The 25,736-nt window shown below is 73.1% G+C and carries 14 protein-coding genes and 2 pseudogenes; 5 read left to right on the forward strand and 11 right to left on the reverse strand.

The genetic code is table 11. The annotated features are described in order from the left end of the window. Positions 1-119: 119 nt before the first annotated feature. A complete protein-coding gene (locus ACFRCG_RS24335; protein ID WP_380034664.1) occupies positions 120-743 on the reverse strand; it encodes a dihydrofolate reductase family protein in 624 nt (207 codons plus the stop codon). A gap of 249 nt (positions 744-992) precedes the next feature. Between ACFRCG_RS24335 and ACFRCG_RS24340 the strand changes: the two genes are divergently transcribed. Beyond that, entirely contained in the window at positions 993-1,517 is a 525-nt protein-coding gene (locus ACFRCG_RS24340; RefSeq protein ID WP_380034666.1) for a cupin domain-containing protein, read from the forward strand. A 4-nt stretch (positions 1,518-1,521) separates the two neighbouring features. Here the strand turns inward: ACFRCG_RS24340 and ACFRCG_RS24345 are convergent, their stop codons facing one another. The 9 genes from ACFRCG_RS24345 to ACFRCG_RS24385 all read right to left on the reverse strand — a co-directional run bounded on the left by ACFRCG_RS24345 (position 1,522) and on the right by ACFRCG_RS24385 (position 20,281). Continuing rightward, the gene (locus ACFRCG_RS24345) at positions 1,522-3,426 is read right to left on the reverse strand and encodes a N,N-dimethylformamidase beta subunit family domain-containing protein (protein ID WP_380034668.1); all 1,905 of its coding nucleotides are present in this window, start codon (positions 3,424-3,426) and stop codon (positions 1,522-1,524) included. Continuing rightward, complete coding sequence (locus ACFRCG_RS24350; RefSeq protein ID WP_380034670.1) at positions 3,423-4,886, reverse strand: condensation domain-containing protein; 1,464 nt, start codon at positions 4,884-4,886, stop codon at positions 3,423-3,425. Before ACFRCG_RS24350 ends, ACFRCG_RS24345 begins: the two co-directional genes overlap by 4 nt. Continuing rightward, the gene (locus ACFRCG_RS24355) at positions 4,879-5,145 is read right to left on the reverse strand and encodes an acyl carrier protein (RefSeq protein WP_078979926.1); all 267 of its coding nucleotides are present in this window, start codon (positions 5,143-5,145) and stop codon (positions 4,879-4,881) included. The genes ACFRCG_RS24350 and ACFRCG_RS24355 overlap by 8 nt, the downstream gene beginning before the upstream one ends. Beyond that, on the reverse strand, positions 5,142-5,375 hold the full coding sequence (locus ACFRCG_RS24360) for an MbtH family protein (RefSeq protein WP_380034672.1): 234 nt from the start codon (positions 5,373-5,375) through the stop codon (positions 5,142-5,144). The genes ACFRCG_RS24355 and ACFRCG_RS24360 overlap by 4 nt, the downstream gene beginning before the upstream one ends. Continuing rightward, positions 5,375-8,719 (reverse strand): amino acid adenylation domain-containing protein, encoded by a 3,345-nt coding sequence (locus ACFRCG_RS24365; RefSeq protein ID WP_380034675.1) that lies wholly within the window; start codon positions 8,717-8,719, stop codon positions 5,375-5,377. The genes ACFRCG_RS24360 and ACFRCG_RS24365 overlap by 1 nt, the downstream gene beginning before the upstream one ends. After that, positions 8,716-10,230 (reverse strand): class I adenylate-forming enzyme family protein, encoded by a 1,515-nt coding sequence (locus ACFRCG_RS24370; RefSeq protein ID WP_380034678.1) that lies wholly within the window; start codon positions 10,228-10,230, stop codon positions 8,716-8,718. The genes ACFRCG_RS24365 and ACFRCG_RS24370 overlap by 4 nt, the downstream gene beginning before the upstream one ends. Further along, positions 10,227-15,836, reverse strand: a complete 5,610-nt coding sequence (locus tag ACFRCG_RS24375; RefSeq protein WP_380034681.1) for an amino acid adenylation domain-containing protein — start codon at positions 15,834-15,836, stop codon at positions 10,227-10,229. Before ACFRCG_RS24375 ends, ACFRCG_RS24370 begins: the two co-directional genes overlap by 4 nt. After that, a complete protein-coding gene (locus tag ACFRCG_RS24380) occupies positions 15,833-19,060 on the reverse strand; it encodes an amino acid adenylation domain-containing protein (protein WP_380034684.1) in 3,228 nt (1,075 codons plus the stop codon). Before ACFRCG_RS24380 ends, ACFRCG_RS24375 begins: the two co-directional genes overlap by 4 nt. Positions 19,061-19,402: 342 nt before the next feature. Beyond that, positions 19,403-20,281: an NAD(P)-dependent oxidoreductase gene (locus ACFRCG_RS24385; RefSeq protein WP_380034687.1), complete on the reverse strand. Its 879-nt coding sequence runs from the start codon at positions 20,279-20,281 to the stop codon at positions 19,403-19,405. A gap of 185 nt (positions 20,282-20,466) precedes the next feature. On the opposite strand from ACFRCG_RS24385, the pseudogene ACFRCG_RS24390 reads away from it, so the two are divergent. Next, a pseudogene (locus ACFRCG_RS24390) lies at positions 20,467-20,841 on the forward strand (winged helix-turn-helix transcriptional regulator); the annotation flags it as partial. 72 nt (positions 20,842-20,913) lie between these two features. Next, a pseudogene (locus tag ACFRCG_RS24395) lies at positions 20,914-21,243 on the forward strand (transposase); the annotation flags it as partial. 10 nt (positions 21,244-21,253) lie between these two features. Here ACFRCG_RS24395 and ACFRCG_RS24400 read toward each other — a convergent pair. After that, positions 21,254-22,492 (reverse strand): ROK family transcriptional regulator, encoded by a 1,239-nt coding sequence (locus ACFRCG_RS24400; protein WP_380034689.1) that lies wholly within the window; start codon positions 22,490-22,492, stop codon positions 21,254-21,256. Positions 22,493-22,719: 227 nt separating this feature from the next. Between ACFRCG_RS24400 and ACFRCG_RS24405 the strand changes: the two genes are divergently transcribed. Together ACFRCG_RS24405 and ACFRCG_RS24410 are read left to right on the forward strand one after the other, a co-directional pair. Further along, complete coding sequence (locus ACFRCG_RS24405; RefSeq protein WP_380034692.1) at positions 22,720-24,255, forward strand: APC family permease; 1,536 nt, start codon at positions 22,720-22,722, stop codon at positions 24,253-24,255. After that, the gene (locus ACFRCG_RS24410; protein WP_380034695.1) at positions 24,252-25,325 is read left to right on the forward strand and encodes an ROK family protein; all 1,074 of its coding nucleotides are present in this window, start codon (positions 24,252-24,254) and stop codon (positions 25,323-25,325) included. Before ACFRCG_RS24405 ends, ACFRCG_RS24410 begins: the two co-directional genes overlap by 4 nt. Positions 25,326-25,736: the final 411 nt, after the last annotated feature.

Raw genomic sequence — 25,736 nt, forward strand, 5'->3', positions numbered from 1 at the left:
CCCCCCGTGGGTGTCGGACGCGCCGTCGGTGTGTGCGCTCCCGGGCTCTCGGCCGCGCTCCCGGGCCTGCGGCCATCCCGGCTCGGGCCCTGCGGCCACCCCCGCTGGAGCCTGCGGCCCTACCCCTGCTCGGGACGCTCGTAGCTGCCGTACGTGGGTGCGCCCCGGCGCTCGTAGGACGTGATCACCACGCCCTTCCCGGTGACCTCCGAGCCGGTGAGCGCGAACGCGGTCGGCAGTACACCCGGCTCGAACAGGCGCTTGCCCGTGCCGAGCGCGACCGGGAACGTCAGCAGGTGCATCGTGTCGACGAGACCGAGCCGCAGCAGTGCCCCGGCGAGCGCGCCGCTGCCGTGGATCTGGAGTTCGCCGCCGTCCTGCTTCCGGAGCGCGCCGACCTCCTCCGCCAGGTCGCCGTGCAGCAGCCGGGTGTTGTGCCAATCGGCCGACGTGAGGGTGTTGGTGGGCACGTACTTGGGCAGCGTGTTCAGCGGCCCGGCGATCGGGTCGGCCGGGTCGGTGATCGCGGGCCAGTAGGACGCGAAGATGTCGTACGTCCGCCGTCCGAGCAGGAACGCCTCCGCGCGGCCGATCACCCCGACCATGAACCGGCCGAAGTCGTCGTCCCCGTACGGCGCCGACCAGCCGCCGTGTTCGAAGCCGCCTCCGGGGTCCTCCTCCGGGCCGCCCGGGGCCTGGTAGACCCCGTCGATGGTGAGGAAGGTGGTGAGGGTGATCTTCATGGCGCTGCCCTTCGTCGCGGTGTCGCCGTGGTGCTCCCGTGCTTTTCGAGCCGACACATGCTTCGACCGCGCGTCCACCGGAAACTCATCGGTCCGGGAGCGATCCTTCGATCGATCCCCGACGATTCCCGTTCCGATCCCCCCGCATGCGCCACGACCACACGCGTCACCGCAACATGCGTCACCGCGACACGCGTCACCGCCACGCGCGTGACGACCCCACGCGACACGTCCGACGAGGAGCCCACGATGTCCTTCCCCGAAGTCCCCGACGATCCGCAGAGCCTCGGCTACCCCGAGACCCGCTACCGCGGCGACTCCGGCGAGGTCAACGCCCGGTTCCGCCCCGCCGAGCACCCGCCCGAGCTGATCACCGCCGGTGCGACCTACCACTACCTGGCCACCACCGACTCCACCGACGGCGAGTACGGCCTGTACCGGGTCGACATGCACGCGGTGCCCAGCGGCCCCGGCACCCACTTCCACCGGACCATCTCCGAGTCGTTCTTCGTGCTCTCCGGCACGATCCGGCTGTTCGACGGCCGGGACTGGCGCGACGCCAGGGCCGGGGACTTCCTGTACGTCCCGGTCGGCGGCCTGCACGCGTTCCGGAACGAATCCGGCGAGCCGGCCTCGATGCTGCTCCAATTCGCCCCGGGGGCGCCCCGGGAGGCCTACTTCGAGGGCATCCCCGAGCTGGAACACCTCACCGACAAGGAACGCGCCCGCTTCTTCCTCCGCCACGACAACCACTGGGTCGACCTCGGCGGGTAGGCGCTCAGCCCCTCGTCGGCGGCGGTACCGCCGAGCGGCGGCGGATCCGGCAACCCGGTGCGGTGACGATCAGGCTCCCGGCGTGACCGGTCAGCGTGCGGCACGTGTCGGACGGGGGCGATTCGCCGGGCAACGGGACGAACGCGGCCGGCCCCACGATCGGCAGCCGGGTGTACAGCCGACCGGTGCGGTCCGCGGCGTACAGCCGACCGTTCATCGCGGCGAGGGCGATCGCGCCGCCCGCCGGGCCGAGCACGCGCCAGGGCGCCGGCGCCTCGGGGTCGGCGGGCAGGGCGCTCGCGTACACGTGGTGCAGCGTGTCCGCGGCGTCCACCGCGAAGACGCCGCCGTCGCACAGCGCCAGCGCGAGGGTGCCCTCGGGCAGTCGGGCGACCGGGATCCACGGCGCGGGCCGAGTCACCGGCGGACGACGCAGCAGCCGATCGTCCGCGCCCACCGCGTACACCTCCAGCGGCAGCGCACCGGCCGCCTCCCGCGCCGCGGCCAGGGCGCGTACCGCCGGCGCGGCGCCGATCGCCCGCCAGGGCAGGTTCTGCCCGCCGGTGTCGCGGCAGATCAGCGCCCCCTCGATGTCCACCGCGAACAGCACGTCCTCGCAGGCGGTGAGCGCGCGGATGTCGGCGGCGGGGCCGATCACCTCCCACTGGGGCTGTGTGGCGGCGCCGAGCCGGTCCAGCACGTTGCGGGTGACCCGGTCGACCACGGGATCGGCCAGCGCACTGCCCCAGTTGATGGTGCCCGCGTTGAACACCGTGCCCGCGCCGAGCCGGAACGTACCCATCACGGCGTCGCCGCCCTGCCCGTAGCGCGCCCAGTGCCGCAGATCGGCGGTGGCGAGCACGACGAACGACGGTGGGGTGCCGTCGCGGCCGGTGGCGCGCGGCACGCCCGTGCTCCAGTCCAGTTCGGCCGCGTCCGTCTCGTAGCCGAGCGCGCCCTGGGCGAACTTGTCGCCGTCCGCGAGGCCGCTGCCGGCGAACACCCAGTGGTCGGTGAACCGGGCGATGTACGCCTCCTCGCGGATCACCTTCATCCCCTCGCCCCACGCACCCGCGCCCCGCCGGAAACTGAGCCCGGTCATCGTGTTCTCCGGCCGGTGCACCGGCGCGCTGGACCACTCGACGGTGACCCGTTCGGGATCGATCGCCGCCATCGGGTCGGCGACCGCGTCCCGATGGCAGACCATGGTGCGGCCGTCGTCCTCTAGGCGCATCTGCCACCACGCGGTGTTCCCGGCGAAGATGGCCAGGCCGCCGCCGCGCCGGACGAACTCCTCGACGGTGTCGCGCTGTTCCCGCGACCAGTACTCGTCGTGCCCGTTGATCACCAACAGACGGTAGTGCGAAAGGAGTTCGTCCCCGCCGTGCAGATCCAGGCCGGAGCAGAACTCGACCGGCCGGCCGGTGGCCCGCAACCAGCGCAGCAGGCCCTCCTCCCAGCGCTCCGGCGGGGGCCCGCCACCGGGTCGGTCGAACGTGACCCGGGCGGCCCGGTCCGGCTGTTCGGCGTAGTACAGCCCCCGCCCGGGCACACCGGAGCGGTTGTACGCCTGCCAAGTGGCGAACGGCACCGACACCAGGATCGGCGCGGCCACCCCGGGCCGCGCCGCGCGGACCACGAACCAGGCCTCGTGGTCCAGCGGTTCGTCCCCGGCGAGCGGGGTGCCGTCGTCGAACACGGCCCGGTACAGCGAGCTGGGCCAGTCCGGTGGAACGGCCAACTCCCAGTGTTCGCCGCCCACTCGACCCCGGGCCAGGACGTGGTCGGTGGTCGCGTCGACGATCGTGACCTCGCCGCGCACCGGGCCGCCGCCGGTCGAGGCCAGGTGGAAGCGCAGCCGGTCGCCCGCCGCGACGGACGTGGCACCGGCATACGCCAGCACGCTCATGCGACCGGCTCCGCCACCCGCTCCGCGAAGCCGGTCAGCGCGCCGATCGGCACCTCCCGCCCGGCGGCGGCGCGTACCAGCAGATCCTCCAGCGCGACCAGATGAGCCTCCAGCGCGTGTACGGGCAGATAGGCGGTGTCGCCGGTGACGCTGACCACCAGCGCGTCGCCCTCGGCGACCACGTGCATGCAGTACCGGCAGGCGATGAACTCGTGTCCGCCCGCCGGTTCCACCCGACTGCGGGTGCGCGCCACGTCCAGTTCGGCGGCGGTCGGCTCGGGCCCCGACTCCGGCGGCCGGTCCACCAGGCGCATGTCGTTGAAGCAGCAGAACGGCCGGATGGGTGTGCCGCGTTCGGCGGTGATCCTGGACATCAGCGCGTTCCACCGGTCGGGGTCGTAGCCCGCGCTGCGATACGCGCGCAGCGACGCCTGCCACGCGGCGGGTAGCAGGTCGGTGAAACGCGCGGCGAGGTCCAGGTCGAGCACGAACAGCCCTTCCTGGGACAGTGTGGTGACCAGATCGCGGCTGTCCGCCCGGAACCGGTTGGCGACGATCGGCAACATCACCGCGGTGTTCCGCCCGCCCGCGCGGGCCGCCAACACGGCCGCGCCCGCGAGCAACACCGCCGACGGGCTGACCCGATGGCGCAGCGCGACCGCGTCGGCGGCCCGGGCCAGCGCGGGGGAGACCAGGCGCACGGTGCGAAAACGCGGCGCCGCCGGTTCGGCGATCACGTCGGCGAACACCGTCGGCGCGATCCGCCGATAGTGCGTCTCCCAGTGCGCGAGCGCCGATTCGCCCCGGCGCAGGCCCGTGGTCGTGGACTGCTCGTGGGCCAGGTCCAGTGGCCCACCCGCGGCCCGGCCGCCCGCCGACCCGCGCCGGATCAGCAACCGCAGGTCGCGGACCAGGACTTCGACGCCGTGCCCGTCGGTGGCCACGTGACACAGGGCCAGCGCGATGTAGCGGACCCGGCCGCCGTGCACCACCAGGCCGACCCGGATCGGCCAGGCGTCGAAGTAGTCGAAGCGGGTGGCGCCGAGGCGTTCGGCCACCGCCGCCGCGACCGTGTCCGCGTCCTCGATCAGCGCCGACTCGAACACCTCCACCGGCAGCGTGCCCACCGAGTGGCGGGCCTGTCGGGGCTCGCCGTCGGTGGGCACGAGCCGGGTGCGCAACGCGTCGTGACGCTCCATCAGCCGACCGAGCGCGGCGGTCGCCCGGGTCACGTCCACCGGCAGGCCGCGGTCGGCGATCGGCAATACGCGGGTCATGTTGAAGTAGTGGTCGCTGGGCGCTGTGCGCCGGATGGCCTGCCAGATGGCCCGCTGACCCCACGTCAGCGGCGCTCGGACCGGGTCGTCGGCGGAGACCGCGAAGGGCGCCGGCACCTCGTAGGGGGCCGCGACCGGTGCCTCGGCCGCGACCCGGGCTCTCGCCGACTCGTCCTCAACCATCGCCCACCGCCACGCCGTGCCGGGTCAGGTGCGCCACCAGCGAGTCCAGGTCCTCGACGAAGTCCAGGTCGGCGTCCAAGTCGAAGAACACGTCGAACTCGCCCTCCAGGGCGTCGATCAGCCGCAGGAACGTCAGCGAACTCACCCCGGACGCGGTCAGCGAGCCGGTCGACTCCAACACCTCGTGCGCGCTCACCTCGCCGCCGCTCACGTCGGCGATCAGCGTGGCCACCCGCTCGCGCAGCGGGTCCGCCCTCATGCCGCGTCCCCGGCCAGTCGCCGACGCAGGCTCAGCGGCCGGATGTCCGGCCAGACCCGGTCGATGTGCGCCGTGCACTCCTCGCGGGTGCCGACGAATCCGGTGGGCACCCAGCCGGCGGGCGGGTCGGTGCGCAGCGGCCACAACGAGTGTTGTTCCTCGTCATTGACGACGACGCGGTAGGTCTCCTGGTCGGTCTCGGGGGCGGTGGTTTCGGGATCGTTGCGCATCACGGCTCCTGGAGGTCGCGGACGGCGTCGGTCACGCCGCCGACGGTGGGGGTGTCGAAGAAGACGTCGAGCGGGACCTCGACGCCGAGGCGTTTGCGGATCCGGGCGGCGATCTGGGTGATGGTGAGCGAGTGGCCGCCGAGGTCGAACAGGTCCTCGTCCACGCCGATGTCGTCCAGGCGCAACACCTCGGCCCAGATCGCCCGCACGGCCTCGGTGAGTTCGTCGGCCGGGCCGTCGGCCGCGCCGAGCGGGTCGGCGGACTCGCCCGGTTCGGGCCGGGTGGGTGCCGGTTCGGGCAGGCGGGCCCGGTCCAGCTTGCCGTTGGGGGTCAGCGGGAAGGCTTCCAGGGCCAGGAAACCGGCGGGCACCATGGCACTCGGCAGGGTGCGGGCGAGGAAGGCGCGCAACTCGTCCGGGGCGATCGGGGGTTGTCCGGGCTCGGGGACCAGGTAGCCGATCAGGCGGGCGTGTTCGCCGTCCGGGTCGAGCAGTCGGATCGCGGCCTGGGCGATGCCGGGGTGTGCGGTGAGCCGGTTCTCGATCTCGCCGAGTTCGATCCGGTGTCCGCGCAGTTTGACCTGGGCGTCGCTACGCCCGACGTAGTCCAGCCCGCCGCCGGGCGCGTGCCGGACCAGATCGCCGGTGCGGTACAGGCGGGCGCCGGGCGGCCCGAACGGGTCGGCCACGAACCGCTCGGCGGTCAACCCCGGGCGGCCCAGGTAGCCGTGCGCGACGCCGTCCCCGCCCAGGAACAACTCGCCCACCAGGCCCTCGGGGACCGGATGCAGTCGGCCGTCGAGCACGTACGTGCGGGTGTTGGCCAGGGGCCGGCCGATGCCGGGCGCGGCCTCGGAGTCGACCTCGGCGTAGGTGGACCACACCGTGGTCTCGGTGGGCCCGTACACATTGACCAACCGGCCTACCGCGCCGCGCAGTTCGGTGGCCAGCTGCGCGGGCAGCGCCTCGCCGCCGGTGATCGCGGTCAGGCCCGGACGGTGTAGCCCGGCCGCGAGCAACACCCGCCAGCCGCTCGGGGTGGCCTGGACGTGCGAGACGGCGTGCCGCTCCAGCAGGGCCAGTTGCGCCGGTCCGTCCCGGTGCCGGTCGTCGGGCACCAGCACCACCCGGGCGCCGGTGGTCAGCGGCAGCAGGAGTTCGACCGTGGAGATGTCGAAGGACAGCGAGGTCAACCCGAGCCAGCGGTCGCCGGGACCGGCGCCGAGCCGGTCGCGCATGCTCGCGAGCAGATTGGCCAGCGCGTGGTGCGGCACCTGGACGCCCTTGGGCCGACCGGTCGAGCCGGACGTGTAGATCACATACGCCGGATCGCTCGGCTCGGGCCGGGTGGGCGGCCGGACCCGTCCGGGCTCGGTACCGAACAGGTCGGGCCCGTTCAGGTCGGGGGCGGCCACGACCAGCGGTTCGACGGGGGCGACGAGACGGAGCCGGGCCGGTGCGGCGGGGGCGTCGGCGGCGACGAGGCCGAGCCGGGCCGACTCCGCAGGCGGTTCCCGGTCGGGCGTGACGGGCGCGCCGGGGCCGCCGGGACCGTCACCCGCCCGCGCACCCGCGTCCCGTACGATCGCCGCGATGCGCGCGTCCGACCGGATGAACGCCAGCCGTTCGGCCGGATAGCCGGGGTCGAGCGGCAGATACGCGGCGCCCGCGGCGAGCACACCGAGGACGGCGGCCACCTGTTCGCCGGTGCGCGGCAGTTCGATCGCCACCAGGTCACCCGGGCCGATCCCGGCGCGGTGCAGGCGCTCGGCGAACACGTAGGCGGCCGACGCCACCTGGCGGTAGGTCAGGAACCGGCCGGAGCACACGACGGCGACCGTGTCGGGAGCGGCCGCGGCGCGCGCGGCGAACAGTTCGACGACGGTTTCCTCGGCCGGATACGGCGTGTCGGTGGCATTGTCGGTGTGCAGGACCCGGACCAGCTCCCGCTCGGACAACAACGGCAGGTCACCGAGCGGTAGTTCGGGGTCGGCCAGCGCGGTGTTGAGCAGGGTGGCGAAGTGGCCCGGGATACGCGCGGCCGCCGCCGGGACGAAGCCGTCCGTGGGTACGTGCAGCGCGCCGTCGATCCGGTCCCGGCCCTCGACCAGTTGCAGATGCGCGGTGTTGCGCGCGGTCGGCGGCAACACGATCCACTCGACCCGGGTCTCCACCCCGGGGAAGACCGGCTCGACCACACGCGTGCGCCGCCGATAGCTCACGGTCAGCTCGGTCAGCGCGGTCCTGGGCCCGAGACCGCGCACGGTGTGGCTGTACGGTACGTCACGGAAGGCGTAGATCGCCCGCAGTTCGGCGCGCAGTTCCCGGACGAACGTGCCGAATCCCTGTCCCGCGCGCGGGCGGGAGGAGACCGGCAGCTCGTTGACGTACAGCCCGACCCGGCGTGCCTCGGCCGGGGTGCGGGTGGTGAGTTCGAGCGCGGTACGCACCCGTGCGTTGCCGTAGCGGAACAGCAGCGTGTGCCAGGCGGCCAGCAGCAGTTCGAAATGGGTGACGCCGAGTCGTACGGCGGTCTCGCGCAGTGCGTCGACCGTTTCGGGCCCGAGGGTGAACGCGATCGTGGTGCCCGGCGCCGGTTCGCCGCCGGCCCGCGTGGTGGGCAGCAGCCCCGGCAGGATCGCCCGACCGGGTTCCTCGCGGTGCCGGGCCCAGACGCCGGTGGGGTCGGGATGATCGGCCGACGCCGGTCCGGGCCGGAACACGTCGGGCGATCCCGCGCCGTTCGATACCGGCGCCGCTGGAGTTCCGCCCTCGCGGGCCGCGCGGTAGGCCCGGGCCAGGGCGGCCACCACGATCTCCTTGGACGTGCCGTCGAAGATCACGTGGTGCGCGGTCACCAGGAGCGTGTGCCGGTCCGGCGCGAGGGAGAACAGGGTGAAACGGGCGAGCGGACCGGCGTACAGGTCGAAGGGGCGACCCAGTTCGGCCCCGATCAGCGCGCCCAGGTCCGCCTCGTCGGCCGGCACCCGGCGCATCGGCGCGGGCGTCGTGGGCACCAGACCCGGTGTGCCGTCCGCCTCGCCGACCGCCGCGGCCAGTATCGGGTGCCGCTCGATCGTGGCGGCGCACGCGCGGGCCAACGCGTCCGGGTCGAGGGGGCCGTCGAAGCGCAGCAGCACCGAGAGGTGGTAGGCGGACTCGGCGGGCAAGGTGCGCTCGGTCACCCACACGCCCAACTGGGCGGCGGACAACGGCGCGAAGGGCAGCGTGTCGAGCCCCGCCCCGGGCTCGGCGTCGGCGCGGACACCCTCGCCCGTCGCGGCCGGGGGGATGCTCGGCGGAATACGATCGTTCCAGGGGATCTGATCGTTCGTCACAGTCATGGTCGGACCTCGTCGTCCAGGAGCCGGCGCAGCTCGCGCTTGAGGATCTTGCCGCCCTCGTTGCGCGGCAGGGATTCCCGGAACACCACGTGTCCGGGGAGTTCGTGGGCGGCGAGCCGTTCCATCAGGAACACCCGCAGCTCGGTCGCGGTCAGTTCGCCCCGGGGCACCACGACGGCCGCGACGGTCATCCCGAGCACGGGGTGCGGTACGCCGAACGCGGCCGCGTCCAGCACGCCCGGGTGTTCGTGCAGGGCGTCCTCGACCTGCAACGTGGAGACCTTGTACGCACCGGACTTGATCACGTCCCGCTCGCGGTCGACCAGGTACAGGAAGCCGTCCGCGTCCAGGTACCCGAGGTCGCCCATGCGCACCCAACGCCCGGAGAACACGCGGGAGTCGGCCTCCTCGCCGTAGTACGAGCGGGGCGTGGTCGGGGTGCGCAGCCAGACCTCACCGGTCTCCCCGACCGGCAACACCCGCCCGCGCTCGTCGGTCACCCGCAGGTCGCGCAACGACGCGGGCCGGCCGGGCGAGCCGGGATGTTCGGGGTCGAACAACATCGTGGTCTGCGCGGGCGCGGCCTCGGTGGAGGTGTAGTAGTTGACGATCTGCGCCTGGGGGAACAGCCGGGCCAGGCCCACCGCGACCCGGCGCGGCAGGGCGGCGGCGGTGGAGCCGAGGAGCCGCACGCTGGACAGGTCGTGGCGGTGCGCCCGGTCCGCGCCGAGCAGTTCGACAGCCATCGCCGGCACCACGAACACACTGCCCACCGCGTGCCGTTCGATCAGCCGGGCGAAGTGGCCCGGGGTGAAGCGCGGGGCGGCGATGGCGGTCGCCTTCGCGTCGAGCGCGTTGATCAGCATGGTCTGCCCGGCGTTGGTGCCCACCGGATACGCGTGCAGGAAGTGCGCCGAGTGGCCGAGCGGGCGACGGCGCGCGTCCAGCGTGCAGCCATACGCCAGGTTGGCATGCGTCGCGGCAACCCCTTTGGGAGTGCCGGTTGTTCCGGAGGTGTACAGGATCTGCGCGAGGTCGCCGGGGGCCGGGTTCGGCAGGCCGCCGGCGGGGTAGGTCTCGATGTCCTCGACCGGGGCGGTCCACGCGCCGGTGCCGGCGTCCGGCGGGACCAACTCGGCGCGGTGCAGTACGGCCGCCGCGCCGCTGTGCGCGAGCAGGTGCCGCACCTCGGCGGGGGCGAGCCGGTCCGACATCGGTACCGCGACCGCGCCGGCGCGCTGCACGCCAAGGTAGGCGGTCGCGTAGTCGATCCAGTCGCCGTTGCCGTACAGGAGCGCGACCCGATCGCCCGCGCCGATACCGCGTTCGGCCAGCCCGGCGGCCACCGCGTCCGCACGGTAGTGCCAGGAGCCGAACGTCAACTTCTCGCGTCCGCTGAGGATCGCGGGTTGCTCCGGCTCGATCTCGGCACGATGCGCGAGCAGGGCGGACAGGCTCTCCGGCGCGCGGCGGCCGGCGGGTGTCGGCCGGGGTCGGGTTCCGATGCTCATCTCGACACCTCCGCGAGGGCGGGCGCCGACTCGGCGGCCCGGGCCCGGATCCGGCGTTCGCGTTCCTGGATGCCGACCTCGTCGTCGGCGGGCGCGTCCGGGACGTCCCGGTCGAAGTGGGCAAGTACCGGCAGCCGCAGGCCGATCAGCACCAGGGCGAGCATCGCCGCGCCGAACACCAGGTAGAGCAGGCCGATGCCGCGCCCCTCGCCGTATCCGATCAGCCGGCCCATCGAGCCCGCGAGCGGCCCGCCGTCGGTCATCAGCGGCTCGAACAGCTCGGCGCCGAGCGGCGCGATGATGCCGTGTCCGATCGGCAGCGTGGACCAGGCGACCAGGGTGTTCAGCGCGAACACCCGGCCGTGGAACCGCTGGGGCACCTTGACCTGGACGATGGTCGTGTAGACGCCGTTGACCAGGGACAGTGCGCAGGACATGCCGAAGGCGCCGATCCCGACCACCCACAGGCTCGCGTGCAGCCCGGTGAACGCGGACGCCCCGGCCAGGGCGGCGGCCAGCCACAACATGCCGCGCAGCCGCTGCCGGCGCGGACCACCCCAGAAGCCCATCGCGATGCCGCCCACGATCACCCCGGCACCGGCCGCCATGGACACCCGGGCGGCGCCGCCGAGCGAGTCGAAGGACAACACCAGCGGCGTGGTGAGCAGGAACAGCGGGGACAGGAACAGGTTCAGCACGGCGAACCAGAGCAGCATGGCCCGGAAGCCGCGATGGCGCCACGAGTAGGTGAAGCCGTGTTTGATCTCGGCGGTGAGCGATTCGCGCCGCCGCCACGGGAGGGTGCGCGGGAACCTCACGCAGGCGATGATGGTGATCGCGATCGTGTAGCTGATCACGTCCAGGATCAGGATGCCGCGCAGGCCGATGCCGGCCATCAGCCCCACCGCGATCAGGGGGACGACGAACTGCGCGACTCCGCCGGCCAGTTGCACGATGCCGTTGGCGTGTCCGAGGTATTGCTTGGGCACCAGTTGCGGCACCGCCGAGGCGTAGGCCAGGCGTTGGAAGGTGAGCGCGACGGACAGCGCGCCCAGCAGGACGTAGATGTGCCACGGATGCAGCGACCCCGAGACCAGGAGCGACAACAGCACACCTTGGGTGCCGCCGGCCGCCAGGTCGCCGAGCAGCATCACCCGGCGCCGGTCCATCCGGTCCACGATCGCCCCGGCGAGCGGGCCGATCAGGATGCCCGGCAACATGCCGATCACCGCGTAGAGCGCGAAGCGGCCCATCGAGCCGGTCTGGAGGTAGATCCAGATCGGCAACGCGAACTCGGTCAGCGCGGAGCCGGTGATCGAGACCAGCTGGCTGAACGCCACCAGGAGGAACCGGCCCATGCCGGGCTGGGGTTCGCGGCCCGGCGAGGCGTCGGTCCGGGCTCGGTCCGGTCCGGGGTCGTCCGGTGGTCCGGCGGTGCCGTGGAACCACCACGGGCCGTCCGCCTCGCGGGTGGGCAGCGCGTCGGTGCGGCCCGCGGCCACCGCCGGATGTACGCGCGTGATCACCTCGGCCAGGTCGCCGGCGCGGTGCTTGAGGAAGAAGTGGCCCGCCTCGTCCAGCATCACCAGCGCCACCCGGTCGGCGATGGCGCGCCACTCGCGGAAGCGTTCCTGGTGGAAGTCGGCGGCCGGGTCCCGCTCGCCCATCACCGAGACGATCGGCGCGTGCAGCCGGGGCTGGTTGTCGGACAGCGCCTCGGTGAAGTACTCCTCGGCGGCCACCGAGTCGCGGCGCATGTTGCCGATGATGAACTTCATCCGGTCGTCGTCCAGGTCCGCCATGTCGGCGCCCATCGAGGTCAGCCAGTTGGCGTACACCCGGTCGCCGAGCAGCGGTTCGAGCGCGGCCACCTTGCTCAGCGCGGACAACACCCGCCCGCGAGGGCGGGCGAACGGGAACTGGGCGCCGATGTACACCGCGTCCAACTCGCGCCCGATGGACTCGAGTTGCCGGGCCACCGCGACGATCAACGCGCTGCCCACGCCGCAGTGGCCGTAGAGCGCGATCGGTCCCTCGACCCGTTCCTGGACCTCGGCGACGATCCGCCGGGCGAGTTCGTCGAAGGGCAGCCGCTCCTGGGTGACGCCCACGTCGTGTCCGGGGATGGCCACCGACCACAGGTCGTGGGTGTCCGGCAGCGCGTCGGCCAGCGGTTGGTACACCACCGCGCTGCCGCCGCCGTAGGGCACGCAGACCAGGGACAGGGTGCGCCGCGCCGCCGGGACGGGTCTGCTCAGCCGGTACAGCAGCCGCGCCGGGCCGCGTTCGGCCTCGGAGAGCGTGGACAGGGCGGCGATCTCGCGGATCGTCTTGTGCGTGAAGACGTCCATCACGCTGACCGCCCGGCCGCCGATCTCCGGGAGTTGTTTGCGGGCGCGCGCGACCACCTGGGTGGCGAGCAGGGAGTGGCCGCCCAGGTCGAAGAAGTCGTCGTCGACGCCGACGTCGGGCAGCGTGAGTACATCGCACCAGATCCGGGCGAACAGCAGCTCCGCCGGGGTGGTCGGCGGTGCGGCGGCGGCGCCCTTGGAGCGGCGCGCGGCGGGCGTGGGCAAAGCCTTGCGGTCGAGTTTGCCGCTGGGGGTCAGGGGCAGCGCCGGCAGCGCGACGAACGCGGTGGGAACCATGTAGTCGGGCAGGGTGCGTTTGAGCGCGGCCCGGATGGCGTCGGCGTCGAAGTCTTCGGTGCCGCGGGCCGGGTCGGGGTCCGCGACGACCGTTCCCGGGTCGGGGTGCGCGACCGCCGCGACGGTGGGCACCACATACGCGGTGATGCGTTTGTCTCCGGGTGTGTCCTCGCGGACCACCGCGGCGGCCTCGTCCACCTCCGGGCGGGCGCGCAACGCGGCCTCGATCTCGCCGAGTTCGATCCGCAGGCCGCGCAGTTTGACCTGACCGTCGATCCGGCCGAGGAAGTCGAGGGCGCCGTCGGGTCGCCAACGGGCGAGGTCGCCGGTGCGGTAGAGCCGGGTGCCCGGTGCGCCGAACGGATCCGGGACGAAACGTTCCCCGGTCGGTCCGGGCCGCCGGTGGTAGCCCAGCGCGACCTGGACCCCGCCCAGATACAGCTCGCCCGGCGTGCCGAGCGGCGCGGGTCGCATCGCCTCGTCGAGCACGTACACCCGGGTGTTGTGGATCGGCGCGCCGATCGGCACGGTGGTGAGGGGGCCGGCGCACTCCCACGCGGTGACGTCCACGGCCGCCTCGGTCGGCCCGTACAGGTTCGCCAGCGCACAATCCGGCAGCCGCCCGCGGAAGGCGCGAGCGTTGTCCGGCGCCAACTCCTCGCCGCTGCACACCACTCGGCGCAGCGTCGTGCAGCGCTCGACGCCCTCCTCGGCCAGGAACACGGTCAGCATCGCGGGCACGAAGTGCGCAACTGTCACGCCCTGTTCGGCGATCACGTCGCGCAGATATCCGGCGTCCTTGTGCCCGCCGGGTCGGGCCAGGACCAGCCGGGCGCCCGCGGTCAGCGGCCAGAAGAACTCCCAGACCGACACGTCGAAGCTCGCCGGGGTCTTTTGCAACACCGCGTCGTCGGGGCCCAGTCGGTAGGTGTCCTGCATCCACGCGATCCGGTTCACGATGCCGCGGTGCGTGTTGGGCACACCCTTGGGCCGGCCGGTGGAGCCGGAGGTGTAGATCATGTACGCGACGTGGTCGGGCGTCGGTGCGCCGACATCGGCGGGACCGTCGGAGCCGGGTGTCGGGTCGGGCCAGTCGGCGAGGTCGTCCAGGGCGATCACCGTGGCCGCGCAGTCGGCGGGCATCGGTAGTCGCCGGTGACCGAGCAACACCCGCGCGCCCGAGTCGGCCAGCATGAACGCCAGCCGTTCGGCCGGGTATTCGGGGTCCAGCGGCGTGTATCCGGCGCCGGTGCGCAGCACGCCGAGCAGGGCGGCGACCAGTTCGAGGGAGCGTTCCGCGCCGACCGCGACCAGGTCGCCGGGGCGGACCCCCTCGGCGCGGAGGCGGTGGGCGACCCGATCGGCGGCGGCGTCGAGTTCACGATAGGTCAGGGTGCGTTCGTCCAGGACCACGGCGGTGGCGTCGGGGGTGTGGGCGATGCGGTCGGCGATCAGGTCGACCAGCGTGGACCGTTCCGGGACCGGCGCGGCGGTGTCGTTCCAGCGGTTCAGGACCAGGTCGCGTTCGTCGGGGTCGAGGCCGTCGAGGGTGGACACCGGTACGTCGGGCCGGTCGGCGAGTACCGCGAGCAGCCGACCCAGATGCCGGCCCAGGCGGGCGATGGTGGTCTCGTCGAACAGGTCGGTGTTGTAGTTGAAGGCGCCGTACAGGCCGTCCGGCCACTCCATCAGGAACAGTTCCAGGTCGAACCGGGTGCCGCCGGCCTGGAGGCCGAACGCCTCGGCGGTCAACCCGGACCCGCCGTCGGGGGCGTTCGCCGTGGCGTAGTTCTGCACCGCGAGCACCGCCTGGAACACCGGCGACCGGGTCACGTCGCGCGCCACGTTCAGCTCGGTGACCAGCTGGGCGAACGGCAACTCCTGGTGTGCGTAAGCCTCCAGGCAGGTTTCCCGGGTGCGGTCGAGCAGTTCGGCGAAGGTCGGATCGCCCCCGGTGCGGGCGCGCAGCGCCACCACGTTGACGAACATCCCGACCAGGTTCTCCACCTCGGGATGCGGGCGACCGGCAACCGGCGAGCCGACCGCGAAGTCGCGCTGCCCGCTGTGCCGGGTGAGCATGAGTTGGAAGGCGGCGAGCAGCACCATGTACAGGGTGGCGCCGCGCTCGCGGGCCAACGCGGTGAGCCGGTCCAGGAGGTCGCGGTCGACCTCGAAGGCGTGTCCGGCGCCGGCGAAGGTCTGTCGGGCCGGGCGTGGTCCGCGTGTGGGCAGTTCGAGTGGTTCGACTCCGGTCAGCTCGGTTCGCCAGTACGCGGTCTCGCGCAGCAGTGTCTCGCCGGTCAGCCGCTCCCGCTGCCAGATGGCGAAGTCGCCGTAGGAGATTGGCAAATCGGGCAGTCGGGGCGCGCTGCCGGCGGCGTGCGCGGCGTAGCCGGCCAATACCTCGCGGACCATGATCTCGCTGGACCATCCGTCGCTGACGCTGTGGTGCACCGTCAACAGCAACACGTGGTCGGTGTCGGTCAGGCGGATCAGCAGGGCCCGGATCAGCGGCCCCTCGGCCAAGTCGAAGGACGCCGCGGCGCCCGCGTCGACCAGCCGCTTTGCCTCGGCCCGGTCGGCCGCCTCGACGCGTGTGAGTACCGAGGGCAGGGTCGTGGCGATGTCCAGGCGGGGCTGTCCGTCCTCGTCCACGAGGTAGCGCGAGCGCAGGGTTTCGTGGCGGGCGACCAGGTCGGCCAGGGCCCGTTCCAGGGCGTCGACGTCGAGCGCGCCGCGCAGCCGGCGGGCGACCGGGATGGTGTACGCGGCCGTGCCGGGCGCGAACTGCTCCATGAACCAGACGCGTTCCTGAGCATAGGACAGCGGCGGCACGGTGCCCTCGGGCCGGCGCGGAATGACCGGGCCGGTCGGCATGCGGCGGCGCAGCCGGCGTTCCAGGAGTTCGCGTTTGGTCGCGGACAGCGGCGTGTCGCGCGCGGGGGACTCGGTGCTCATGGCTGCGAACGGTTCCTCTCGGCGGAGAGCAGCTGCTCGGCGGTGTCGTCGTCGAGCGCGGCGAGGTCGGCGATCAGAAGTTCCTCGACCGCGGCGGCGAATCCGGCGAGGGTGCGGTGGGTGAACAGGGTGCGCAGCGGTACGACGAGGTCGGTGGCGGCGGCGATCCGGGCGACCACGCGGGTGGCCAGGAGTGAGTGGCCGCCGAGTTCGAAGAAGTCGTCGAGCACGCCGGCCTTGTCCAGGCCGAGCACGTCGATCCAGATCTCGGCGACCAGTTCCTCGGCGTCGGTGCGCGGCGCGAGGTAGCCGTGGGTCTGTTCGGCGCGTCGGTCGGGGGCGGGCAGGGCGCGGTGGTCGAGTTTGCCGTTCGGAGTCAGGGGGAGCCGGTCGAGCCGGACCAGTGCGCCGGGCAGCAGGTGCGCGGGCAGTCGGCCGGCGAGGTCGGCGCGCAGTTCGGGTACGGACAGGTCGGCGGTGGTGACCACGTAGCCCACCAGGGCCTCGTCCCGGGCGACCACGGCGGCCTGGAGTACGCCGGGGTGGGCCAGGAGAGCGACCTCCACCTCGCCCGGCTCGATCCGGAAGCCGCGCACCTTGACCTGGGCGTCGAGCCGGCCGAGGAATTCCAACCGCCCGTCGGTGCGCACCCGAACCCGGTCGCCGGTGTGGTAGCGGCGGGCGCCGGGCGGACCGTCGGGGTCGGGCCGGAAGGCGGCGGCGGTGGCGCCGGGGCGGCCGAGGTAGCCGTGGGCGACGCCGGCGCCGCCGATCAGCAGTTCGCCGGGCACGCCGGGCGGGACGGGGTTGCCGTGCGCGTCGGCGACGACGGTGTGCGTGGCGTCGATCGTGGTGCCGATCGGCGGGCGTGCGGTGGCGTCGGCGGCGTCGAGGTCGGCCGTGGTGGCGATGACGGTGGTCTCGGTCGGCCCGTAGGAGTTGACCAGGCGGACCCGGTCGCCGAAGCGGGCGCGCCAGGCGGCGACCGCGCCGGGCCGGACCTGGTCGGCGCCGAGGATGAGCAGGCGCAGCGCGGGCGGCCAGGCGATGGTGTCGGCGCCGGTCTCGACGAGTTCGTGCCAGTAGGGGGTGGGCAGGTCGAGCACGGTGACGTCGGCCGCGTCGCCCGCGGCGAGTACGTCGGGCAGGGTGGTGTCGGGCGCGGGCAGGACCAGCGTGGCGCCGGCGGCCAGGGTCGGATACAGCTCCTCGACATGGGTGTCGAAGCTGAGCGAGGCGCTCTGCAGGACCCGGTCGCTCGGCTCGATCCGGTAGCCGGTGCGCATCCAGCGCACCCGGGCGGCCAGCGCGCCGTGCGGGACCAGGACACCCTTGGGGGTGCCCGTGGAGCCGGAGGTGTAGATCAGGTAGGCGGGGGACTGGGCGGTGGGCTCGACGGGAGTGAAGGGCGCCTCCCCCGGCGCGGCGTCGGCGAGTACCGGGGTGATCGTGGCGGGCAGACCCTCGGCGTGCGCGGCATCGGTGACCACCACCCGGGTCCCACTGTCCGCGAGCATGAACTCCAGGCGTGTGGACGGGTACTTTGGGTCCAGTGGCAGATACGCGGCGCCCGCGCGCCAGGCGGCGAGCATGGCCACGACGGCGTCGGCACCGCGTGGGCACAACACCGCGACGACGGCGCCGGGTTCGACCCCCGCGGTGCGGAGTCGGGCGGCCAGGGTGTCCGCGCGCAGGGCGAGTTCGCGGTAGGTGACGGGGCCGCCGGGGGTGCGCAGGGCAATGCGGTCGCCCGGGACCCGGGCGATGGCCGCCGGGACCGATTCGGCGGGCTCGTCGACGGGTTCGGGTCGGATGCGCAGACGGTCCCGGTCGGCGTCGGTCAGCAGCGGCAGCAGGTGTACCGGGGTGTCCGGGTCGGCGAGGGCGCCGCGCAGCAGGGTTTCCAGGCGGGCGGCCAGGGAGATCGCGGTCGAGTCGTCGAACAGCGCGGTGCGGTAGCCGAGGACCGCCACCAGGTCGTCGCCGTCGCGTCGGATGTCCAGGGAGAGGTCGAACCTGCCCGCGCGATGGCCGCCGTCCACCTCGCGGGCCTCCAGGTCGGCGAAGCGGCGGGCGGGTCCGGTGTCCGCGTCCTGGGTGTGCACCGTGAGCAGGGTCTGGAACAGCGGGGCGGGTGCCGCCGGATCGCGGTCCACCCGCAGTTCGGCGAGCAGTCGCTCGAACGGGATGCGGTCGTGGCCGTACGCGCCCAGCGCGGTCCGTCGGGTGCGGCGCAGCAGTTCGCCGAAGGTCGGCTCCCCGCGCAGGTCGGCGCGCAACACCAGGGTGTTGGAGAAGTAGCCGATCAGACCCTCGTGTTCGACCTCACCGCGACCGGCGATCGGCGCGCCCACGGCGAAGTCGCGCTGCCCGCCGTGCCGGTGCAGCAGCGCCTGGTAGCCGGCGAGCAGGACCATGAACGGGGTACAGCGCCGGGTCCGCGCGACGTGGTCCAGGGCGGGACCGATGCCGGTCAGGCGCCGGGTGTGGAACGCGGTCGCGGAGGACGGCGCGGTGGTGCGCGGGCGGTCCAGTGGCAGGTCGAGCGCGGGCAGGTCGGCGAGTTGCCGGCGCCAGTAGTCGACGGCCCGCTCGGTGTCGGGGCCGTGCTCCCGCTGCCGGGCGGCGTGGTCGAGGTAGGAGGGCGGTTCGGCGAAGACGGGCCGCACGCCGTCGCGGTGCGCGCTGTAGCGCAGTTCCAGTTCGCGGCGGAGCAGATTGAGCGACCAGCCGTCGGCAAGGATGTGGTGGAGCACCACGCACAACACGTGTTCACGGTCGTCGAGCCGGACCAGGGTCACCCGCAGCGGCGGTGCGGCGGCGAGGTCGAAGCCGGCGTTGACCCGCTCGGCGAGGACGCGGTCCGGTGTGTCGGCACTCGGCCCGGCCGGGTCCACGATCTCGATCGGGACCGGGCCGGGCGGTGCCACCACGGCGACGGGGCGTCCCTCGTCGTCGGGGAATCGGGTGCGCAGCGCGTCGTGTCGGGCGACGACGCCCGCGAACGCGACACGCAGCGCCTCGATGTCCAGCGAGCCGGACAGGCGCAACAACCACGGAATGTTCCAGGCGGCGTCGCCCGGTGTGAAGCGGTCGAGGAACCACAGGCGTTCCTGGCCGAAGGACAACCCGCCGACCCGCTCCCCGGCGTGCGGCTCGGCGGCCCCGGCCGGCTCGGTCCGCTCCCGGGACCCGGTTCGGGAAAGCGTGTGCTCGTCGTCCATGTCGACCCCCTCGCCACCATCGCCCGAGGGACGCCACGCGCCGACCGAACGGCCGTGCCGTCATCCCGTTTCCGCGATCCGACGCGGGCGTCGGCTCGCGGCACGGCGGCGCGTCGGACGACCTGTCGTCGCCCGATCGAAGTCCGCCCCCGTGGCGTGCGTCGGCCACGCTAGGAGGGCCATCGACGCAGTGTCAATGGTCTATACCAAACCGACTATTGGTCCAGACCTCGAATCAAGCGGAACGGAACGGACCGGCCCGGATACCAACCGGGTGTCAGCGATCGGGATGCTCGAACAGGCGGTCGGGCAACGGGATTCGGGCGTGGAGTCGAGCCCGGCTCAGTCGCGGAGCAGGTCGATCAACCCCGCCCCACTCTCGTGCCCGTGCCCGTCGGCGACCCGGCGCTCCATCAGGGCCAGGTAGGGCAGCAGCAGTTCGGGACTGACCCCCTGCTCGGCGGCGGTACGCAGGAGGGTCGGCGCGCCCGCGAGTTGCATCGTGAGCGGGGAGGTCACACCCGACACGTAGTCGCCGGCCGCCAGTTGGGCCGCCGTGCGGTGCGCCGTGGGCGCCATCGCGGTCAGCCATTCGGCGAGCAGCGGAGCGAAGGCGGTCGGTTCGATCGCCTCCTCGCGCACCAGTGCGAAGGCGTGGGTGAGGCCGCCGAACATCCCGGTCATCGCGCTGAGCAGGGCCACGTCGTACAGCGCGGCGAAACCGGCGTCGGCGCCCACGTAGCGGCCGGCCGCCGGTACGGCCAGGGTGTCGCCGCGGGTGTCGAAGACCTCCCGGGAGCCGCTGTAGAAGACGTAGCCGCCGGCCCCGGGGACGCCGATCATCGGCGGGATCGCCATCACCCCGCCCGCCAGGAAGCGGGCCCCGCGCTCGGCGGCCCGGGCGGCGCCGGCGCGGGCCTCGGCGGGGGTGGTCGTGGTGAGGTCGACCAGGTCCCGACCGGCGAGGTCGACACCGGCAAGGGTCTCCTCGACCGCGGCGTGGTCGAGCAGGCACACCACGACCAACTCGGCCGCGGCCACCGCCTCCGCGGCGCTCGTGGCGACGGTCGCGCCCGCGGCGGCGAACGGCTCGGCCCGGCCCGGGTTGCGGTTCCAGACGGTCAGTGGGTGTCCGGCGGCGAGCCAGGCGCGGGCCAGCGCGCCGCCCATGGCGCCCAGGCCGAGTACGGCGAGCGGGGACTTGGCGGTGGATGCGGGCATGGTGGGATCGGTCGTTCGGGTCTCGGGTTCCATGCCGATTAGGCTGGTCACCGGCGTCCGCGCGGGCAAGTACGCACTTGGAAGTGGGTACTCGCGCGACACCGGCCGCCGGGGCGGCCCGAGCGGTACCGCAGCGGAAGCGGCACGTGCGCGGTGCACGGGCGACGAGCGGGCGGAGGACGGACATGACGGGCGCGGGAACAGGCACGGGCACGGGCACGGGAACTGGCACGGGCAGGGGCAGGCCGGGGGCGTACGTCTGCGGGATCGACGCGGCCATGGGGGTGGTCGGCGGGAAGTGGAAGGTGCTCATCCTGTGGGCGCTGAACGAGCACCCGTGCCGCTTCGGCGAGCTGCGCCGGTTGGTACCCGGGGTCACCGAGAAGGTACTGGCCTCGCATCTGCGGGAGTTGGAACTGGACGGCATCGTGCATCGTGAGCAGTTCGACGAACTGCCGTTGCGGGTCGAGTATTCGCTCACTCCGCTGGGCACGTCGCTGAACGAGGCACTGCGACCGCTCGGCGCGTGGGGACGGGCGAACCTCCTGGGCGACGCGTCCGGGCACAGCGCCGACACGGACCGGATGATCACCCTGTCCGTGGTCGCCGATCGCACCGAACTCACTGACCGGGAATGGGCGTTGCTCGCCCCGCTCTGGCCGGCGTCCGGGCCTGGTGCCGACCGGGGGCCGGGTCTGCGACAGGTCGTCGACGGCGTGCTGTATCGGACGCGGACCGGTGTGCGCTGGTCCGACCTGCCGCCCCGGTTCGGGCCGTGGCGGACGGTCGCCGCGTGCCGGCGCCGCTGGGTCGCCGACGGCACGTGGGCGGCGGCCGTCCGGGTGTTGCAGGACCGCCTTCAGGTGGCCGACGGGGACGACGCGCAGGTGCTGCGCGGCCTGATCGGTCGGCTGGGCGAGGTGGCCCGCCAACCGCGACCGCTGGTGGTTGGCCAAAGCTGAGGCCGGCGGGCTAACCCTGGCCCATCGTGTGGTGGGTGAACACGCGGTCACGGGCGGTGGCGACGGCCGTGGCCACCGCGCCGAGCAGGACCGCCTCCTCGCCGAGGCCGCTCGCGGCCACCCGCGGGCGCAGCGGGGTCAACTCGTGCAGTTCGGCGGTCATCGGGCCGAGCAGCAGGTCCGCGTTGGCGCCGATCCCGCCGCCGAGGACCACCAGTTCCGGATCGAGCACGGCGGCGACCGAGGCCACCACGTGGGCGAGCCGCTGCGCCTCGTGCCGGACCGCGCTCACGGCCGGCTCCTCCGCGCGGCGGGCGGCGTCGAAGACGGCCTTCGCGGTGAGCGGCCCGGTCATCCCCAGCGCCCGCGCGCCGCGCACGACCGCGTCGGCGGACACCGCGTCCTCCAGCATGCCGCGTCGCGGGACCGGGCCGCTCGCGCCGTGCCCGACCCGGTCCGACGGGCGCGGGGACAGCGGCAGGAAGCCGATCTCGCCCGCCGCGCCGCCCGCGCCCGGGAACAGCCGCCCGTCGGCGACGATGCCCATGCCCAGGCCGGTGCCGACGGTGACGTACACGAACAGCGGGCAGCCCGCGCCGGCGCCGCCGTGGTACTCGCCGAGCGCGGCCAGGTTGGCGTCGTTGACGATGTCCACGGTGGTGCCGAGCGCCGCCTCCATCCGGCCGCGCAGGCCCGGGCGGCCCCATCCGGGCAGGTTGACCGCGTACCGGATCCGGTCGGCCGCGCGGTCGTACACGCCCGGGCAGCCGATCACGGTGTGCACCACGGCGGTGGGCTCCAGGCCGGCGTCGGCGACCACGGTCCGCGCCAGGTCGGTGGCGGTGGCCAGCATGGTGGCCGAGGTACGGGCTCGGTTGTGCCGATCCTGGCGGGCCAGCAGCCGGCCGTCCAGGTCGGCGACCGCGACCCGGATCCAGGACCGCCCGACGTCGATCCCCACCACGTAGCCCGCCGTCGGATCGGGCTCGTACAGCAGCGCCGCCCGACCCCGCGCGCCCGTCTCCAGGCCCACCGGTCGCACCAGCCCCGCGCGTTCCAACGCCTCCAGGGCGGTGGACACCGTCGGTTTGGACAGGCCGGTGTCGCGGGCGAGTTGGGCGCGCGAGATGGGCGCGGCGGCGCGGACCCGATCCAGGAGTACCCGCTCGTTGTGACTGCGCAGCACGCCCCGGTTCCAGTGCGCCACGGCGGGCGCGTCGGGTTCCGGCGGGATACCTCCTGGGGTCATCGGCTCTCCGTCAGCGGCATCGAAGGTGGTCGCGCCACTGTAACCGCCACGGAAGGGCAAAGATGTGGCCTCGATCCCGGGGCGCTCTTGACGGGGATTAGTTAAGGAATTTTACTTAACAAACCGGCGGCCCCGAGCACTCGGCCGTTGTCCGAAGTCCCTTTCTCCGCACCATCGTTCCGACCCCCGGTGTTCCCCCGGGGGTACCCCTCTGCAGGAGGTCCACGATGAGCGCCGGCCCGAGAACGACCACGCCGGACGGCGGATTCGCCCGCCGGATCGGCCTGTTCCAGGCGACCGCGATCAACATGAGCCAGATGTGCGGCATCGGACCGTTCGTCACGATCCCGCTGATGGTCGGCACCTTCGGCGGCCCGCAGGCCATCCTCGGCTTCCTCGCCGGCGCGCTGCTGGCCCTCGCCGACGGCCTGATCTGGGCCGAACTCGGCGCCGCGATGCCGGGCGCGGGCGGCACGTACATCTATCTGCGCGAGGCGTTCCAGTACCGCACGGGTCGGCTGATGCCGTTCCTGTTCGTCTGGACGGCCATCCTGTTCATCCCGCTGATCATGTCCACCGGCGTGCTGGGCATGGTCCAGTACCTGCAATACCTGTGGCCCTCGATGTCGCAGAGCGAGGGCGACGTCGTCGGCGTCGGCGTGGTGGTGCTCGTGGTGCTGCTGCTGTGGCGCCGGATCGAGTCGATCGGGCTGCTCAGCACCATCATGTGGGTGGTCATGCTGATCAGCGTGGGCGCGGTGATCATCGCGTGCTACACCAACTTCGACGCCGACCTGGCCTTCACCTATCCCGACGGCGCGTTCGACATGGGCACCACGGCCTTTTGGCTGGCGTTCGTCGGCGGCCTGAACATCGGCATCTACGACTACCTCGGGTACAACACCACCGCCTACCTCGGCGCCGAGATCAAGAACCCCGGCCGGGTACTGCCGCGTTCGATCGTCTACTCGATCGTGGGCATCATGGGGATCTACCTGATCATGCAGATCGGCGTACTGGGGGTGACCGACACCGACACCATCTCCGGTTCCTCGTCGATCGGTTCGCTGGTCCTGGAGAAGGCGTGGGGCAAGGGTGCGGCACAGACCGTGACCGTGCTGATCCTGATCACCGCCTTCGCGTCGGTGTTCGCCGGCCTGCTCGGCGGTTCCCGGGTGCCCTTCGACGCGGCCCGCGACCGGGTGTTCTTCAAGCAGTTCGCCCGACTGCACCCGCGCCACCGGTTCCCGACCGTGGGCCTGATCACCATGGGCGTGGTGACCGCGGCCGGTTTCCTGATCGGCAACCACACCGACTTCAACACGATCATCGTGCTGCTGACCGCGGTGATGGTGATCGTGCAGGCGGTGTCCCAGGTGGCCGCGCTGATCGTGCTGCGCCGCCGGCAACCCGGGCTGCGCCGGCCCTACCGGATGTGGCTCTACCCGGTGCCGGCCGTGGTTTCGTTGGTCGGTTGGATAGCGATCTTCTGCTACGCGGACAAGAATTCGCCCGACCGGCATCCGATCGAGTGGTCGCTGGCGTGGGTGGCGCTGGGGTGTCTGGCGTTCCTGATCTGGGCGAAGGTGGAGCGGACCTGGCCGTTCGGGCCGAGGGAGATCGACGAGGTGTACGTGAACCGGAACGAGGCGGATGTGGACGGCAAGGTCGATGGTGAACCGGCACCGGCCGGGGCGGCGGCGAGCGAGGTCGGGCCGGGTGGAGCCGGTGCGACCGGCGGTGGCGTCGCGGAGCCCGCATGAGGGCGGTCGGTGGTGATCGGAATCCCGCTGCCGCCGAGGCATTCGGCGCTCCGGAGGCACCCGGCGCTCCCGGCGCCCTTCCCGCGCCGGAGCGGGTGTTCGCCCGCTTCGGCGCGGGGGTGGGGGAGTCGTTCGTGTGTGGCATCGACTTCGGTGGCACCAAGATCGCGGTGGCGACCGCGCGGCCGGACGGCACGGTGCTGGCCGGCGAACGGCTGGAAACCGACGCCCGCGAGGGCGCCGAGCAGGCGGTGCGGCGTGCCATGCACGTGGCTCGCGACCTGGTCGCACGGACCGCGGCCGATACCGGCGGGCACTGCTCGGCGGTGGGCGCGGTCAGCCCCGGGATCGTGCTGCCCGACCGGGTGTTGCTCGCGCCCAACGTGCCCGGCTGGCAGGATCTGGCGCTCGCGGCCACCCTGGCCGAGGGTTTCGACCTGGACCCGGAGCGGGTCGCGGTCGGCAACGACGGCAAGGCGGCGGCGCTGGCCGAGTCCCGCTGGGGCGCGCTGCGCGGCGCGGACCCGGCGATCCTGCTCACCCTCGGCACCGGGATCGCCGCGGCGATCGTGCTCGGCGGGCGGGTCCTGGCCGGGGCGAACGGCGCGGCGGGCGAGATCGGTTACCTGCTTCGGGACCGCGCGGACGTCGGATTCGGCGCCGGGCGCGCGCCGTTGGAGGAGTACACCGCCGGCAGCGGCCTGGGCCGGCGCGGCGGCGAACTGCTCGGCCGTGAGGTGGACGCCGCCGCGTTGTTCACCGACCCGGATCCGCGCGTACGGGCCCTGGTCGACGAGGCGCTGGACGAACTCGCGGTCCACGTCGCGAATCTGGCGATCACGATCGACGCCGAACGCATCGCGATCACCGGCGGCCTGATGCGTTCCGCGCCGCGGGTGCTGGCCGCGCTGCGCGCCCGCATCCGCACCGCCGTGCCCTTCCCGCCGGTGGTCGTCCCGGCCCGCTTCCTCCAGGACGCGTCCCTGCGGGGTGCCCTCTCGCTCGCCGCGGAATTGCCCCGCCTGCCGACGGCCACCGCCGGGGCGACCTCCAACGCCGGGCGGCCGTAAGGGGTCGCCTCGGCTCGATATGTGCTCGACGTGCCCGGAATCGGCCCGAACGACGGGGGAATCGCGGACCGGACCGGTCCGGCACGCGGGCCGGGAGCGTACCGGGTGCGCTCGCAATCCGCCCCCGTACACGTTCCGAATGCGCCCGGACCGCATTCGGAACGTGTACCGGGTTCGCCCGCACCAATTCGACACCGGAGCGAATTCGTGCGCGGCACGCGCGATATGCGCGTCGGAATTCGTCCCACCCGGACAACGAACGCTCCGAATTCGCCCGGGCCGGTGTGCGATTGCGGCCGATGCCGGGCGACTTCCGCCGGCTCCCGACAACAGCCGCCGCACGGCGGCCATCGCATCCCGATCGAAATGATCGACCGATAAGACCCTTTCGTCTTGACAAGATGTGCGCCC

Source organism: Embleya sp. NPDC056575, from assembly GCF_042793325.1.
Taxonomy (GTDB): domain Bacteria; phylum Actinomycetota; class Actinomycetes; order Streptomycetales; family Streptomycetaceae; genus Embleya.